At 44.4% G+C, this 16391-nt stretch carries 14 protein-coding genes; 2 read left to right on the top strand and 12 right to left on the bottom strand.

Going from position 1 to position 16391, the window contains the following annotated elements; translation table 11 throughout:
* Positions 1-104: 104 nt before the first annotated feature.
* From M3593_RS04760 to rpsU, 3 genes are all read right to left on the bottom strand, one after another.
* Positions 105-1397: an NfeD family protein gene (locus tag M3593_RS04760; protein WP_395883512.1), complete on the bottom strand. Its 1293-nt coding sequence runs from the start codon at positions 1395-1397 to the stop codon at positions 105-107.
* Between the two features lie 274 nt (positions 1398-1671).
* Entirely contained in the window at positions 1672-2118 is a 447-nt protein-coding gene (locus M3593_RS04765; RefSeq protein ID WP_144476156.1) for a GatB/YqeY domain-containing protein, read from the bottom strand.
* 17 nt (positions 2119-2135) lie between these two features.
* On the bottom strand, positions 2136-2309 hold the full coding sequence (gene rpsU, locus M3593_RS04770) for a 30S ribosomal protein S21 (RefSeq protein WP_015595024.1): 174 nt from the start codon (positions 2307-2309) through the stop codon (positions 2136-2138).
* Between the two features lie 211 nt (positions 2310-2520).
* Between rpsU and M3593_RS04775 the strand changes: the two genes are divergently transcribed.
* Positions 2521-3447, top strand: coding sequence for a Na/Pi symporter (locus M3593_RS04775; protein ID WP_144476155.1), 927 nt, complete (start codon positions 2521-2523; stop codon positions 3445-3447).
* 207 nt (positions 3448-3654) lie between these two features.
* Here the strand turns inward: M3593_RS04775 and mtaB are convergent, their stop codons facing one another.
* The 9 genes from mtaB to lepA form a co-directional block, all read right to left on the bottom strand.
* On the bottom strand, positions 3655-5007 hold the full coding sequence (gene mtaB / locus M3593_RS04780) for a tRNA (N(6)-L-threonylcarbamoyladenosine(37)-C(2))-methylthiotransferase MtaB (RefSeq protein ID WP_144476154.1): 1353 nt from the start codon (positions 5005-5007) through the stop codon (positions 3655-3657).
* A 5-nt stretch (positions 5008-5012) separates the two neighbouring features.
* Complete coding sequence (locus M3593_RS04785) at positions 5013-5762, bottom strand: 16S rRNA (uracil(1498)-N(3))-methyltransferase (protein ID WP_144476153.1); 750 nt, start codon at positions 5760-5762, stop codon at positions 5013-5015.
* A gap of 76 nt (positions 5763-5838) precedes the next feature.
* Positions 5839-6777 carry a 50S ribosomal protein L11 methyltransferase gene (gene prmA, locus M3593_RS04790; protein WP_251540936.1) on the bottom strand — a complete coding sequence of 313 codons (939 nt, stop codon included), beginning with the start codon at positions 6775-6777 and terminating at the stop codon, positions 5839-5841.
* A 19-nt stretch (positions 6778-6796) separates the two neighbouring features.
* Positions 6797-7921, bottom strand: a complete 1125-nt coding sequence (gene dnaJ / locus M3593_RS04795; protein WP_144476151.1) for a molecular chaperone DnaJ — start codon at positions 7919-7921, stop codon at positions 6797-6799.
* Between the two features lie 183 nt (positions 7922-8104).
* Entirely contained in the window at positions 8105-9937 is a 1833-nt protein-coding gene (gene dnaK / locus M3593_RS04800; RefSeq protein WP_144476150.1) for a molecular chaperone DnaK, read from the bottom strand.
* Positions 9938-9973: 36 nt separating this feature from the next.
* Positions 9974-10567, bottom strand: a complete 594-nt coding sequence (grpE, locus tag M3593_RS04805; RefSeq protein WP_144476149.1) for a nucleotide exchange factor GrpE — start codon at positions 10565-10567, stop codon at positions 9974-9976.
* A 158-nt stretch (positions 10568-10725) separates the two neighbouring features.
* Positions 10726-11757: a heat-inducible transcriptional repressor HrcA gene (gene hrcA / locus M3593_RS04810; RefSeq protein WP_251541278.1), complete on the bottom strand. Its 1032-nt coding sequence runs from the start codon at positions 11755-11757 to the stop codon at positions 10726-10728.
* Between the two features lie 76 nt (positions 11758-11833).
* Positions 11834-12973 carry a radical SAM family heme chaperone HemW gene (gene hemW, locus M3593_RS04815; protein WP_251540937.1) on the bottom strand — a complete coding sequence of 380 codons (1140 nt, stop codon included), beginning with the start codon at positions 12971-12973 and terminating at the stop codon, positions 11834-11836.
* A 79-nt stretch (positions 12974-13052) separates the two neighbouring features.
* The gene (lepA, locus tag M3593_RS04820; RefSeq protein ID WP_144476147.1) at positions 13053-14888 is read right to left on the bottom strand and encodes a translation elongation factor 4; all 1836 of its coding nucleotides are present in this window, start codon (positions 14886-14888) and stop codon (positions 13053-13055) included.
* A gap of 191 nt (positions 14889-15079) precedes the next feature.
* Between lepA and M3593_RS04825 the strand changes: the two genes are divergently transcribed.
* Positions 15080-15985: a nuclease-related domain-containing protein gene (locus tag M3593_RS04825; protein ID WP_251540939.1), complete on the top strand. Its 906-nt coding sequence runs from the start codon at positions 15080-15082 to the stop codon at positions 15983-15985.
* Positions 15986-16391 lie beyond the last annotated feature (406 nt).

Below are 16391 nucleotides of genomic sequence, written 5' to 3' on the forward strand. Positions count from 1 at the left end.
TTTCAGTGTTAGAAAATCAATCGATCAAATACCTTTGGTTTTATCTCTACTTGTTATGGTTTTTCATTGTTTTGCTTTGGAACATGACAATGAAAAAAAACAAATTAGATCTCATTAATTTCTCTTACCACGATTCTTGAGCCTTCCGTTTTAACAATCCTTACTTTCTTTCCTTTTGGAACAAAGCCGCCCTCGCTCACCACATCAATGCGCTCATCTTCCACGATGATGGTGCCTGAAGGCCTGAGAGGTGTCAGCGTCACCCCTTCTACTCCAATCAGTTCCAGACGGTTCTTGTTAGACACATAGCCTTTTTCAGTGCTTGTTGAATCGGTCAGTATGATTCTTTTGAAAAATTTCATCTTTTTTCCAAACACCCTTATCATCAAAATAGATAAAACAATGGACGCTGTCAGGGCAACCAATAAAGAGATTCCCATATGGACCACATTATCCGATGCCATAAAAAAGCTCGCGACAATGGCCAGTAAACCAATGACTCCGGCAATTCCGCCTGGGATGAACAACTCGAGCAGTATTAGCCCGACTCCGAGCGCAAACAGGATCAGTGTTTCAAAACCGGCCAGTCCGGCAACCATATGTCCATAGAAGAATAATAGCAGCGCTGACAACCCAGCAATTCCCGGCAGGCCAAATCCAGGTGAGTAAAGCTCAAGGACCAAACCAAGACTGCCTATTGTCATAAGGATTGGGATCACTATAGGATGTGTGATGAACCTCGCCAGCTTTTCAGCGAAAGTTTCATTTACATTCCGGACTTCGGCATCCTCATAGCCCAGTTTATTAAGCAAGTCATTGAGGTTTTTGACTGTTCCTTCCGAATATCCCACTTCAAGTGCCTGTTCTGCCGTCAGGGTAAGCAACTTCCCTTTTCCTGCACCCAGTTCAGGAAGGTCGATGCTTTCGTCAGCCATCGCCTGGGCATAGATCGGATCTCTGCCACTTTCGACAGCCGCAGCTTTCATGGCTGCAAACCAATAAGATTCCGCCTTCTTTCCAGCAGTGTTGCCCTGCTGGTCGATGATCGCAGCCGATCCCATTGTAGCTCCGGGAACCATATAAATTTCATCTGTATTCAGGGAAATATAGGCACCCGCTGATAACGCCTTTTTATTGACGAATGACACCGTTTTTAAGTCAGTTCCCGTCAACAATTTTCCAATCCCATCAGCGGCATCGACAGCTCCGCCAGGTGTATTCACATCAAAAATGATTGCTTCCGCACCAGCCTCTTCCGCCTCTCCCACAGCTCTCTTCAAGAAGGCAAGCAGGCCTTTTTCCACTGTTTCTTCAATCGGAACGACATAGACCACTTTTTGGTCAGCATCCGCAGTGAAAGGATTGACCAGACTGGCCAGTGACAAGAGGATGATGATGCTGGCAATCACTGATTTGATTTTCAATTAGGCACCTCCATTCTGTAAAAAATAAGGCCATATTGGTAATACGCATAGGTACACCAAAAGGTTTCAATGTTTTTTACAGATTTGTTAATTATGTATTTTGGAATGGGGGCCTCTTGAATCCCAGCCAACCGAAGTGCAGAATGTCCTGGGAACCACGCAACAAACATAACACATGAATCATGCTGGCACATCTTTTATTATGCGCTAAAAAGGCCGCAAGAGTATCCTGCGGCCTTCGAGCTTTTTATGAAAGGTGTTGTTGTACAAGTTTATTAACGAGAGATCCGTCTGCTTTACCTTTTACTTTAGGCATAAGGACAGCCATTACTCTACCCATATCGGCTTTTGATGCCGCACCGGTCTCCGCGATAGCTTCTTTGACGATTTCCGTCACTTCTTCTTCGCTAAGCTGCTGTGGCATGTAAATTTCGACATGCTTTAGTTCTGTTTGTATCTTTTCAACGAGGTCTTGACGACCAGCTTTTTCAAATTCCTGGAGGGAATCTTTGCGTTGTTTCACTTCACGAGAAAGTACAGTTAACTCTTCTTCTTCGGATAATTCTTGCTTGCCGAACTTGATCGCTTCGTTCTGCAAGGAAGCTTTTACCATCCGAATCGTCGTGAGTCTGTCCTTTTCTTTGTTCTTCATCGCTTGTTTCATATCATTATTTAAACGCTCGAGCAGGCTCAAGTTAATTCCACCCTCTCTTAGAACTTGCGTTTTCTAGCAGCTTCAGACTTTTTCTTACGCTTTACACTAGGTTTTTCGTAGAATTCGCGCTTTCTAGCTTCTTGGATAGTACCTGATTTAGATACAGTACGTTTGAAGCGTCGAAGAGCATCTTCAAGCGATTCGTTTTTACGAACGACAGTTTTAGACATTCTCTTTCCCTCCCTCCGAGCACAACACACTAACACCAAAACACATGGGAAACCATGTACCTTGCAATTATAATATATCACTGGCAGGAGGTCAACTGTAATTGGCCCTTGTTTTAAATTATGTATTTTCGCCCTCAACGATCCTTAAAAAAAGAAAATCCATGCATGTCCCTTTTTCCTTTTCATACATTTAAATGAAAGGATGGTGCTTATGGTCTATCTGCTATTATTTATTGTTTTCCTCGCTGTATTTATCGGAGGCATGACGCTGCTCCGTAAAGGCTTATTCGAGCTTTCGGCAAGCAGGATGAAAAACTGGCTGGCTCTCATGACTGATACACCAATAAAGGGTATGATAGCCGGAATGACAGTGACCGCACTTTTGCACAGCAGTTCTGCTGTCATGGTCATTACTATCGGCTTGATTTCTGCTGGGCTGCTAAGATTCTCGCAATCAATCGGCATCATTCTTGGATCGAATATCGGGACAACCTTCACTCTTGAAATCATAACTTTCAATATTGATGCCTTCATTGTGCCCTTTGCGATCATCGGGGCAATTCTATTGGTTTTCCGCAACCGGACATGGCAAAATCTTGGCGCGATTTCTTTTGGCATCGCTGCTATTTTTGCAGCCATGCGCGGTTTCACCTTTCTCGCCGACCCTGTAACAAGTCTGCCGGCAGTTGAACATGCACTCGCCAACTTGAACAACAGTCATTGGATCAGCATATTTACTGGTACCATTGTGACAGGGATGATCCAGTCCAGTACTGCAATGACCGGCATCGTGATGGGATTCCTGTCTGAAGGAACATTATCGATGGACTCAGCCATAGCTGCCATGCTTGGCGCCAATATCGGGACCTGCATTACCGCCCTGCTTGCGTCGATTGGCGCAGGCAAAGAGGCAAGACTGACAGCTTTTGCCCATGTATGGCTGAACATTGCAGGAGCCGCTTTATTTTTCCCCTTCATCGGCGAGATTGCAGCACTGGCCCCTTTTACTGCCGAAAGGCCAGATGTCCAGCTGGCGCATGTCAGCGTCATTTATAACCTAATCGCTTCATTGCTGGTTCTGCCTGTCGCGGAGAAATTCGGGGTGATGATTGAAGTGATTCATGGGAAGGGTCGGTGAGATGGTCGATTCATCTGTAAAATGTACTTTAACCCCTATGTGTTTGATATATTTAAAGATCCGACGATAAAACTTGGAATGTGGTCGATATAATTAAACTTTCGCCAAAATCTTTTTAATAAGGGACAATACACCTGAATTACTCTTGTTCTTTAGTTAGCGTAAAAACAAAAAGAGCTGGCATTTGGCCAGCTCTTTGCATTTCCCTTATATAACAGCTTGTTCTGCTGCGTTTTCATCTTCAAGCACGCGTACGAACTGGCCTTCATTGTAAGGATATCCCGACTTTGCGATCTTCACCTTGACAATTTTGCCGACCATATCCTCGGCAGCAGGGAAAACAACCTTTAAATAGTTGTCTGTGTACCCTACATAAAGCCCGCTTTCTGGAGCTTCTTTGTAAAGTTCTTCAGGGATTACTTCCAGTACTTCGTCCTCAAACTGTGAAGCATATTCCTTTGCAAGCTGGTCAGATAGTTCAATCAAGCGGTGAACTCGTTCGTTCTTTACCTCTTCATCGACCTGGTCTTCCATTCTTGCGGCAGGTGTGCCTGTTCGTTTTGAATATGGGAAGACGTGAAGCTCTGAGAATTGGTGCTCTTTCACAAAGTTGTATGTCTCCATAAATTCTTCTTCTGTTTCACCAGGGAATCCTACGATGACATCAGAAGTGACCGCAAGACCTGGCAAGACTTCTTTCAGACGATCAAGGCGCTCCCCGAAAAATTCCATTGTGTACTTGCGGCGCATTCTTTTCAAAACGGTATCAGAGCCGGATTGAAGCGGAATGTGCAGGTGACGGACAATGATATTGGACAGGTCGATTACTTCAATCACTTCGTCTGTAATCTGGCTTGCCTCGATAGAAGAAATACGCAGACGCTTAATCCCTTTTACTTGTGCCTCTAAATCTCTAAGCAATGCTGCAAGATTATAATCCTTCATATCTTCACCATAGCCGCCTGTATGGATGCCTGTAAGAACAATTTCCTTATAGCCGGCATCAACAAGCTGCTGAGCCTGGCGAATGACTTCCTGCGGATCACGGGATCTCATCAGACCGCGTGCCCATGGAATGATACAGAAAGTACAGAAGTTGTTGCAGCCTTCCTGGATTTTCAATGAAGCTCTTGTACGATCCGTGAAGGCAGGTACGTCAAGCTCTTCATATACACGGTTTTTCATGATGTTGCCGACAGCATTGATTGGCTGTCGCTCTTGCTTGTACTGCTCGATATATTCAAGCATTTTCACACGGTCCTGAGTTCCGACAACAATATCAACTCCAGGAATCGCCATTATTTCAGCTGGAGATGTCTGGGCGTAGCAGCCGGTAACACAAATAACAGCGTCCGGATTTTTGCGGACAGCGCGGCGGATGACCTGGCGGCTCTTTTTATCCCCAGTATTCGTTACCGTACATGTGTTGATGACGTAAACATCAGAGGTAGATTCAAAATCCACTCTTTCGTATCCTTGTTCCTTGAATAATTGCCAGATGGCTTCTGTTTCGTAATGGTTAACCTTGCAACCTAATGTATGAAAAGCAACTGCAGGCATGATCTTCACCTCAATAGTTCAAAATGATAGGAAACAGCAGACAATGCATAAAGCGGTGCTGTTTCAGTACGTAAAATGCGTGGTCCAAGACCACAAGCCAAAAATCCATTTTCAGTTAAAAGGGTGACTTCCTCAGCGGTCAATCCCCCTTCTGGGCCAAAAACAATCAGGAGACTTTGATCTTTCTCCATTTTCGCGAGAGTCGCAGACAGGACAGATGCTTCCCCGGCCTTCGCCTCTTCCTCATAGGCAATTAGCTTATAAGTATAATCATCAGCAAGTTTGACTAATTGTTTTAGGCTGACCGGCTCCTTAACCGACGGTACAATATTGCGATGGGACTGTTCTGCCGCTTCTTTGGCTATCTTTTGCCAGCGTTCAACCTTTTTGCCAGCCTTCTTGCTGTCCCATTTCACAATCGAGCGGGATGCGGTGAAGGGGACAAATTCATAGGCACCCAGTTCAGTGCCTTTTTGAATGATCAATTCGAGCTTATCCCCTTTGGGCAGACCGCTCGCAATCACGACATGGACGGGAAGCTCCCTCGTCCCTTCCTCCCATTTTACAACGTTTGCCACAACCATTTCATCGGTAATTTCTTCAATCTGACAAACTGCGCTTTTGCCATTGGGACTGACGCAGATGATTTCATCCCCAGTCTTCATCCTCATCACTCGAACAATGTGATGAAAATCATCGCCGATAATACGGAATTGCTCCTGACTTTCTAGATCGTCAATAAAGTAACGCTGCATCACAGCACCCGCTTTCGAAAAAAGCTGTTTTAAAAAGACAGAAAAAAGGGGTTAAGCTGTTCCCCTTTTTTCTTCATTATTTCTTTTTCCCGATAATCGCAACCCAGTCTTCCATTGTCATAATTTCTTCTATTTCAAAGCCAGCATTGATCATTGCATCCTTGACGACTTCTTTCTTCTGCTGGATGATCCCTGAAGTTATGAAATGACCGCCACTCTTGACAATCTTTCCGGCATCGTCCGCAAAACGCAGGATGACCTCTGCGAGAATATTCGCGACAACAATGTCGGCCCCTTCTGCAACTCCATCAAGAAGGTTGTTTTGTGAAATGGTTGCAACATCATGGACTTTGTTCAGCTTAAAGTTGAGTTTTGCCACCTGGACCGCGACATCATCGAGGTCCATCGCTTCCACTTTTTCAGCACCCAGTTTCGCTGCGGCAATACTAAGTACACCTGAACCTGTTCCAACATCAACGACCCGGTCGCCAGGACGAACTGTTCTTTCCAGCGCCTGGATACACATGACGGTAGTTGGATGGGTCCCGGTCCCAAAAGCCATGCCTGGATCAAGCTCGATGATCAGTTCATCCGTATTCACTGGAGTGTACTCCTCCCAGGTAGGGACAATCGTGAACTTTTCGGAAATCTTCACAGGATTATAGTACTTTTTCCAGGCAGTTGCCCACTCTTCCTCATTCACTTCGCTGATTGATACTTTATTCAATCCGATATCAATATTGTAGATGATCAGATTATTGATTGCTTCTTTGATTTCATCGACTGTTTCTCCCAGGAAGCTGTTTACAGGGAGATACGCCTTGACGATGACGCCTTCTTCAGGATAATCATCTGGATTGAGTTGGTATATTTCCCCGAACTGGTCCTCTCTTTCCTTCACAAGCTCAAGTGGATCTTCAATCACGACGCCGCTTGCGCCTGCTTCATGCAGGATATTTGAAATCGGCTCAACCGCTTCATTTGTTGTTAAAATGCTGATTTCGGACCATTTCATTTATACCAACTCCATTCGATTAATCACCTTTAATGGCGCGTTTCACTTTTGAAAAAAAGCTTTCCTCTTGCTCACCAAGAGGAGATTGCCCGCTTACTTCCGCAAACTCGCGCAACAGCTGCTTTTGTTTTTCAGACAGCTTTGTCGGAGTCACGATTCGTACCAGGACATGCTGGTCTCCTGTACCATAGCCGCGGACATTGGGAACCCCTTTGCCCTTCAAGCGGAATTTGGTTCCAGTTTGTGTTCCTGCAGGTACTTTAAGCTTTACCTTGCCGTGCAGTGTCGGGACTTCCACTTCGTCACCAAGCGATGCCTGGACGAATGTGATTGGCATTTCACAATAAATGTCATCGCCGTCACGCTCGAAAAATTCATGCGACCTGATATGGAAGACAATATAAAGATCTCCTGAAGGTCCGCCATTGATTCCAGCTTCCCCTTTTCCAGCCACTCTCAACTGTTGGCCATCATCGACACCCGCCGGGATTTTAACATGAATTTTGTTTCTTCTCGTAACCTTCCCGGTACCAGAACATGTTGTGCATTTTTCTTTAATTTCCTTGCCTGTTCCATTACAGTAATGACACACTCTGCGGTTAACAATACGTCCAAATGGCGTGTTTTGTTCCACGCTGATCTGTCCGCTGCCATGACAGTGTTTACATGTATCCACTTTTGTACCCGGTTTTGCACCTGTTCCGTCACAAGTATCACATTCTTCTTCACGAGGAATCTCGATATCTGTTTCCTTGCCGAAGACAGCTTCCTCGAATTTCAATGTCATCGTGTACTGCAGGTCAGCACCCTGTCTTGGTGCATTCGGATCACGGCGTCTTCCGCCTCCTCCGCCGAAGAAGGAATTGAAGATGTCTTCGAAACCGCCAAACCCGCCGCCGAAATCACCTCCGCCAAAACCCTGGTTAGGGTCCACATGGCCGAACTGGTCATACTGGGCGCGCTTCTGGTCGTCACTAAGGACCTCGTATGCTTCTTTAACTTCTTTGAACTTTTCATCTGCTCCCGGCTCTTTGTTGATGTCCGGATGGAATTGTTTAGAAAGCTTGCGATAGGCTTTCTTTAATTCATCCTTGGTAGCCGATTTACTGACACCGAGGACTTCATAGTAATCCCGTTTACTCATGATTACCACTCCCGAATCTTTTCACATAAAGGTAATTTTAACATTTCCATATATTCATACGCAATAATTAAAATATCTGTTATGCGGTAATTTAGTTCCCTTTTTAGCTGACGTTCTATTACATGAAAAAAGTCAAAGCCAAGTTATACCTGACTTTGACTTTTTGATTTCTATTTATTTTTTTTACTTGTCGTCATTTACTTCTTCGAATTCAGCGTCAACGACGTTGTCGTCTTTCTTTGTTCCTTCTTGACCTTCAGCGCCTTGCTGAGCCTGCTGCTGCTTTGCAGCTTCTTCGTATAGCTTGACGCTCAGGTTTGTAACGATTTCTTGAAGAGCATCCTTCTTAGTGCGGATTTCTTCAATTTCGCCTTTTTCGATTGCAGCTTTCAGTTCGTCTTTTGCTTCGTTTGCTTTCTTGACTTCTTCTTCATCTACCTTGCCTTCAAGATCCTTCAAGGTCTTTTCGGCAGTAAAGACAAGTTGGTCAGCTTCATTGCGAAGTTCTACTTCTTCTTTGAGTTTCTTGTCAGCTTCTGCGTTCTCTTCCGCTTCTCTAACCATGCGGTCGATTTCATCATCGGACAATCCTGTAGAAGACTTGATGGTGATTTGTTGTTCCTTGTTTGTGCCAAGATCTTTCGCACGAACGTTTACAATACCGTTTTTGTCGATATCGAATGTTACTTCGATCTGAGGAACTCCGCGTGGTGCCGGCGGGATATCCGTCAACTGGAAGCGTCCCAGCGTCTTATTGGCAGATGCCATTGAACGCTCACCTTGCAGCACGTGGATGTCAACAGCAGTCTGGTTGTCAGCAGCTGTAGAGAACACCTGTGATTTAGAAGTAGGAATTGTTGTGTTACGATCGATCAGCTTTGTGAATACGCCGCCCATTGTTTCAATACCAAGTGAAAGCGGAGTAACGTCCAGAAGAACGACATCTTTAACATCACCAGAGATAACACCGCCCTGGATTGCAGCACCCATTGCAACAACTTCATCAGGGTTTACGCCTCTGTGAGGGTCTTTTCCAGTTTCCTTCTTGATTGCTTCCTGAACAGCCGGGATACGTGTAGATCCGCCGACAAGGATAACTTTATCCAGTTCAGATGGGCTTAAGCCAGCATCTTTAAGTGCCTGTCGAGTAGGTCCCATAGTACGCTCTACCAATCCTGCAGAAAGCTCTTCGAATTTAGCGCGAGTCAGGTTCAATTCAAGGTGAAGCGGTCCAGCTTCCCCTGCAGTGATGAACGGAAGGGAAATCTGTGTTGAAGTGACACCAGAAAGATCCTTCTTTGCTTTCTCTGCTGCATCCTTAAGACGCTGAAGGGCCATTTTGTCTTTAGCAAGGTCGATTCCGTTTTCCTTCTTGAATTGTTCTACTAAATAATCAATGATGACCTGGTCAAAGTCGTCACCGCCAAGACGGTTGTCACCTGCAGTAGATTTTACTTCAAATACGCCATCACCAAGTTCAAGGATGGAAACGTCGAAAGTACCGCCGCCAAGGTCATAAACCAGGATTGTCTGGTCTTCGTCCATTTTATCGAGGCCGTATGCAAGTGCTGCAGCTGTCGGCTCGTTGATGATACGCTCAACTTCAAGGCCAGCGATTCTGCCTGCATCCTTTGTTGCCTGACGCTCAGCATCATTAAAGTACGCTGGTACAGTGATGACTGCCTTTGTTACTGGCTCACCAAGATAGTCTTCAGCATAAGATTTCAAGTATTGAAGAATGACAGCAGAAAGTTCCTGTGGTGAGTATTCCTTGCCTTCAACTTCCACTTTATGGTCTGTTCCCATGTGACGCTTAATGGAAATGATTGTATTTGGGTTAGTGATTGCCTGGCGCTTAGCCACCTCACCCACCTGGCGTTCGCCATTTTTGAACGCGATGACAGAAGGAGTTGTTCTGTTGCCTTCTGGATTCGGGATTACCTTCGGTTCGCCGCCTTCTAATACGGCTACACAAGAGTTTGTTGTTCCTAAGTCAATACCGATGATTTTACTCATATTCAATTACCTCCTGGATCTTTTATGTAACCACTGTTATTGGTTCACTTTTACCATCGCTGGACGAATGATGCGGTCCTTCAGTATATAGCCTTTTTGGAATTCTTCAACAACAATGTTTGGACCGTAATTTTCATCTTCAGCCTGCATCACTGCCTGGTGAAGATGCGGATCAAATTCTTTGCCAACTGCATCAATTACTTCAACGCCTTCATTCTTAAGGGCGTCAAGCAAGCTGCGGTAAACCATTTCTACTCCCTGTTTAAGGGATTTCGCCTGTTCATTATCCACGTCCATCTTCAATGCACGCTCGAAGTTATCGATGGCCGGAAGCAGATCTGTAATAATGTTTTGGGCTCTATATTTAGCGCTCGCTTCAAGTTCAATCCTTGAACGGCGGCGGAAGTTGTCAAAATCAGCCTGAAGGCGCAAGTAACGGTTATCGGCTTCTTCAAGCTTGCCTTCCAATTCAGCAATTTTCTGCTCCATCGGATCTTGTTGCCCTTCCTCTTGAGCCGGAATATCTTCAGTCTGTTCAGAAGCTTCATTTTCAGCAAAAACCTCTTCAACCGCTTCTTCTTCTGCCTGGCTGTTCAATTCTTGCTCAGTGTTGTTTCTCTCTTCTGTCACGTCAACTCACCTCCCTAAAAGTATCGCGGCAAGGATCACGGGCCGCTTTGTCCAGGTTAATCTGGATATATTTCAACGAAGCATAATCGCTTCAGTAGAAAACACATGACGATTCAGGATGGAACAGGCTGCTCCACCCTTAATCAATATTTCCATGCTTATTTATTTTGATACAGCTGTGTAAGTACCTTGGACAAATCCGTACTGATCAACTGAAGCAAGCTGATGACCCGTGAGTACTCCATCCGTGTCGGACCTAAAACTGCAATGGATCCCAGCTTTTCTTCACCCATGGAATAAGTGGCAGTGATCAGACTGCAATTTTCCATTGCTGAATTATCGTTTTCCGTACCAATCCTGACATTGATCCCGGCCGGGTTTTTCCTGATGAGGTTATATAAGCCATCCTCATGCTCGATCATATTCATCAGGTTGCGGATTTTTTCAACATCGTTGAATTCCGGCTGGCTGAGGATATTCGTCTTCCCGCCAAAGAAAACTTTTTCATGGGCTGGCATATTCAAAGTGTCCATGATTGTATTAAGGAGTGTGTCATAACTGCTGATATGCTGGCGCAGCAGCATAGCGATCTCCTTGTAGATCTTGGAATTAAGATTGGTAAGCGGGACGCCGGCCAATCGCTCGTTCAGGATATTGACCATTTTTTCTACATCAGACGGATCAATGCTGGTAGGGAAATGGAACATCCTGTTTTCCACATGCCCTGTATCAGTCACGATAATGGCGATCGCCGTATCTTTATTCAACGGAACGATCTGCAGCTTTCTCAGCCTGTTGTCTTTTACAGCCGGTCCTAAAACGATTGATGTATAATTGGTCATTTCAGATAAAATCTTTGCCGATTTCTGGACGATTTTCTCAAGCTCGTATATTCTTTCAGCAAAAATCGATTTGATCGCCGCCATATCAGAACGGTTCACTTTTTGCGGCAGCAGAAGGTTATCAACATAATAACGATAGCCTTTTTCGGAAGGAATCCTTCCTGAGGATGTATGGGTCTTCTCAATAAATCCCATATCCTCCAAATCTGCCATTTCATTCCGGATTGTCGCCGAACTGAAATTAATTTCTTCTTTTTTCGACAAGCTCCTCGAACCTATCGGCTGAGCTGAACGAATAAAGTCATCAACAATCACCTGCAAAATAAGCACCTGACGATCTGTTAACAACATCATCACCTCTGTTAGCACTCTATAATAACGAGTGCTAATTCTAAAAATAATTTATCAGTAATCGATAAGGATGTCAATGATTTGATACCCCAATGAATGATTGAAAAACTTCATTGCCAAGCATGCGTCCCTGCCTTGTCAGGAAGATGCGGTCATCATCGGTTTCCAGCAGCCCTTTCCTGGTCCAATCTTCAATTTGTCCAGCGAAAAATTGCATGGGATTGCGGCCGAATTTTTCTTCGAAATGTCGAATGGAAACACCTTTTGTCTTCCTTAATCCCAGGAACATTTCTTCTTCCATTTGTTCTTCAAGGGTAACCTTATGCACATCCATAAGAGGCAGCTCTCCCCTGTCGATCGGTTCCATATACTTTTTCAAGGGACCGTAATTGGACTGTCTCATGCCTTTTACATAACTATGAGCTCCTGCACCAAAACCATAGTACTCCTCGTTGTTCCAGTAGGTTAGATTATGCCTGCTTTCGTATCCCGGGACAGCAAAATTGCTGATTTCGTATTGATGGAAGCCGTTTGTTTCCATATGATCCATAAGCGTTTCATACATTTCCGCTTCGGCATCCTCGCCAGGGATTGGCAGTTTCCCTTTTTGCATTAAATTATAAAATACTGTTTTTGGTTCAATGATTAATGAATAACCAGAGTAATGGACCAGGCCCAAAGAAAGGGCCGTTTCGATGGATTCGATGAAGTCAGCCTTCGTCTGGCCGGGAAGACTGTATATCAAATCGATGCTGATATTATCGAAGCCTGCCGCTTTCGCATTTTCGATTGATTCAAATACATCCCTCGCCCGGTGGCTGCGGCCGATTTTTTTCAGAAGTTCATCATTAAATGTCTGTACTCCAAAACTCAGGCGGTTAACACCGGCATCTTTCAGGATGGCCAACTTTTCTTTTGACAAGTCGCCTGGATTCGCTTCGAATGTATACTCTGTGTTTTTATTGAAGTTCAGCTTTGCCTGGATTGACTTGACCAATTTGCCTAACTGCCTTTCATCCAATGCAGTCGGAGTACCGCCGCCCACGAAAATCGTATCAAGGACATGCTGATCATGTTTTACTGTTAACTCCATTTCTTTTGCAAGGGCATCAAGATAGTCATCAACAGGCTGTCCTTTCATGAAGACTTTATTGAAATCACAATAGTGGCAAATATGATGGCAGAACGGAATATGGATATATGCTGATTTCATTAATTTTCACTTCCCTGGTTTATTGAAAAAAGAGGCCAGAATCGCTTGGTTAACAAGCACATCCAGCCTCCCCTCTATATTATTTCTTTGTATTGTTATCGTCCATCTTCAGGACTGCCATGAAGGCTTCCTGCGGCACTTCTACAGAACCAACCTGCTTCATGCGCTTCTTACCTTCTTTTTGTTTCTCAAGGAGCTTACGCTTACGTGAGATATCCCCGCCATAACATTTGGCCAGTACGTTTTTGCGCATCGCCTTGATGGTCGAACGGGCAACAATTTTCTGGCCGATGGCCGCCTGGATTGGCACCTCGAATTGCTGTCGTGGAATAAGGTCTTTCAACTTATCGACGATTACTTTCCCTCGTTCATAAGCAAAGTCCCTGTGAACGATGAAGCTCAATGCATCTACTTTTTCAGCATTAAGCAGGATGTCCATCTTCACCAGCTTGGAAGGCTTGTAGCCGATCAGCTCGTAATCGAACGAAGCATAGCCTTTCGTGCTTGATTTCAGCTGGTCAAAGAAATCATAGACGATTTCAGACAGCGGGATTTCATACACGATGCTGACGCGTGTCTCATCCATATATTGCATGTCGATGAAGATACCGCGTTTCTCCTGGCAAAGCTCCATGATCGCTCCGACATAATCATTCGGCGCCATCATTGTTGCTTTTACATATGGCTCTTCTACACGGTCAATCTTTTGCGGATCAGGCATATTGGAAGGGTTATCCACCTTAATTTCAGTGCCGTCTGTCATGATGACATCGTAAATAACGCTTGGCGCAGTAGTGATCAGGTCAATCTTGAATTCACGCTCGATGCGCTCCTGGATGATTTCCATATGAAGAAGTCCCAGGAATCCGCAGCGGAAACCGAAGCCTAATGCCTGTGATGTTTCCGGTTCGAATTGAAGCGCTGAATCGTTAAGCTCAAGTTTTTCAAGTGCTTCCCTCAGGTCATTGAATTTCGCTGAGTCGATCGGATACAGACCGCAATATACCATTGGGTTCAAGCGACGGTATCCCGGAAGTGCTTCGGCAGCACCGTTTTTCGCGTTTGTGATCGTATCACCCACACGTGTGTCGCCGACGTTCTTGATTGCCGCTGTCAGGAAACCTACATCTCCGACAGTCAGCTCAGGTGAAGGAGTAGCCTTTGGCGTGAATACTCCGACTTCTGTTACTTCAAACTCTTTGCCTGTCGCCATCATTTTGATTTTGTCGCCGACTTTGACCGTTCCATCGACAACGCGGATATATGCAACTACGCCGCGGTACGCATCATACAAAGAGTCGAAAATCAATGCTTTTAATGGAGCATCAGGATCTCCCTGAGGGGCAGGAACTTTCTCGACGATTTGCTCAAGGATATCTTCAATCCCGATTCCTGCTTTTGCGGACGCCAGGACAGCTTCAGAAGCATCCAGGCCGATCACTTCTTCTATTTCGTTTCTGACACGTTCAGGATCCGCACTCGGCAGATCGATTTTATTGATGACCGGCACGATTTCCAGGTCATTATCGATTGCAAGGTAAACATTCGCCAGCGTCTGTGCCTCGATTCCCTGCGCTGCATCGACAACAAGGACAGCACCTTCACATGCTGCAAGGCTTCGAGATACTTCATAAGTGAAGTCTACGTGTCCAGGTGTATCGATAAGGTGGAAAGTATAGATCTCTCCATCTTTCGCTTGGTACTTCAATTGTACTGAGTTCAGCTTTATCGTGATTCCACGTTCACGCTCAAGATCCATCGAATCCAGCAGCTGATCCTTCATTTCACGCGCAGTCAATGCATTCGTTTTTTCAAGGATCCGGTCAGCCAGCGTGGACTTTCCATGGTCAATATGGGCGATAATCGAAAAATTTCGTATTTTACTTTGTCTATTAAGTCTATCTTCTCTGCTCATTGCGTTCACTCCTACTATACTCGCGCATGTACACTATTGTTGATTATATCAGCAGGAATATCAAGATTCAATAAATAATGGAGGAAGAGTCTCGTGGAGGGTGCCTTATCACGGCAGGATTGCGTCCATATATTGTTCACAGAATATTAGGAACTTATTAAGTAAAATGAATGGAAGAAGGGAGATGAATTATGTTTTTAAAAGAACGTTATGAGTCTGAAGAATTAAAAGTTTTGAAGGCATTGAACACACGGATGGTTTTATCCGAAAAAGAGAAACAGTACTATTTAAATTTACAAAAGGGATTTGAAGGCGAGGTGATGTTTGACGGGTACCTGCAACAAATAACCATGCAGTCATATATTTTAAATGACTTGCTGCTTGAGCAGAATCATTCTCATTTCCAGATTGACTCGTTGATGGTCTTACAGAGACTCTCCTACCTATTTGAAGTTAAAAATTTTGAAGGAGAGTATTATTTCGAAGGTGATACATTCAAAACCATTAACGGGAACGAAGTTAAAAACCCACTGCTGCAACTAGACAGGAACGTTTCACTCCTAAGACAATTTTTTAATAGTTCCGGAATTAAAATCCCCATTGAGCCGTATCTCGTATTTGTCAATCCCGAATTTACTTTGTACCATGCCCCGCTTAACAGGAGAATCATCCTCCCGACAAACCTGAACCGCTTTATCCATCAATTGAATAACCAGCAGACTACTTTGAACCATCAGCATGTAAGATTATCCGAAAAGTTATTAGCATCCCATATTACGAAATCCCCTTTTAGCAAGGTGCCTCATTTTGAGTATTCACAGCTAAGAAAGGGTGTATTTTGTCAGAAATGCGGGACAGGAATGGTAGAATATCATTCACATATACTAACATGCCCAAAATGCGGAAAACCTGTGAATACTAAAAGCGCGCTAGTGCAAAGCATTGAGGATTATCAAGTTCTATATCCGTCTGAAAAGTTATCCACTAATACAATCTATGAATGGACTGGCGATTTATTTCCCAAGAGAACCATCAGACAGACATTGAAGGAGAATTTAATAGTCTCAGGATATGCCCAATGGTCATATTATGAATGAATTTTTGGTCACCAATGGTTTTCATTGGTGACTATTATTTTGTAATAGGGCGTCCATAGCTTTAATGATGCTCCGTTCCTTTTTTGGGAGTTAAAGGGGTTCCAATACGGTCTATTGGTGACACAAATTCCCATTATCTGGAGTTCAGCAGTCCCAATGCGGTTATTGGTGACACCACTTTCCATTATCTGGAGTTTTTCAGTCCCAATGTGGTCTATTGGCGACACTATGTTCCATTATCTCGAGTTCAGCAATCCCAATGCGGTCTATTGGTGACACCACTTTCCATTATATGGAGTTTCGCAGTCCCAATGCGATCTATTGATGACACCATTTTCCATTATCTGGAGTTTTGCAGTCCCAATGTGGTCTATTGGCGACACTATGTTCCATTATCTCGAGTTCA

Source organism: Mesobacillus sp. MER 48 (assembly GCF_023714225.1).
GTDB lineage: Bacteria > Bacillota > Bacilli > Bacillales > Cytobacillaceae > Mesobacillus > Mesobacillus oceanisediminis_A.

Bases quoted from the DNA above. Each gene is read 5' to 3' on its own strand.
- M3593_RS04775 (WP_144476155.1), top strand. From the start codon at position 2,521: ATGGTCTATCTGCTATTATTTATTGTTTTCCTCGCTGTATTTATCGGA.
- rpsU (WP_015595024.1), bottom strand. From the start codon at position 2,309: ATGTCTAAAACTGTCGTTCGTAAAAACGAATCGCTTGAAGATGCTCTT.
- M3593_RS04785 (WP_144476153.1), bottom strand. From the start codon at position 5,762: ATGCAGCGTTACTTTATTGACGATCTAGAAAGTCAGGAGCAATTCCGT.
- M3593_RS04825 (WP_251540939.1), top strand. From the start codon at position 15,080: ATGTTTTTAAAAGAACGTTATGAGTCTGAAGAATTAAAAGTTTTGAAG.
- prmA (WP_251540936.1), bottom strand. From the start codon at position 6,777: ATGAAATGGTCCGAAATCAGCATTTTAACAACAAATGAAGCGGTTGAG.
- dnaK (WP_144476150.1), bottom strand. From the start codon at position 9,937: ATGAGTAAAATCATCGGTATTGACTTAGGAACAACAAACTCTTGTGTA.
- mtaB (WP_144476154.1), bottom strand. From the start codon at position 5,007: ATGCCTGCAGTTGCTTTTCATACATTAGGTTGCAAGGTTAACCATTAC.
- lepA (WP_144476147.1), bottom strand. From the start codon at position 14,888: ATGAGCAGAGAAGATAGACTTAATAGACAAAGTAAAATACGAAATTTT.
- dnaJ (WP_144476151.1), bottom strand. From the start codon at position 7,921: ATGAGTAAACGGGATTACTATGAAGTCCTCGGTGTCAGTAAATCGGCT.
- hemW (WP_251540937.1), bottom strand. From the start codon at position 12,973: ATGAAATCAGCATATATCCATATTCCGTTCTGCCATCATATTTGCCAC.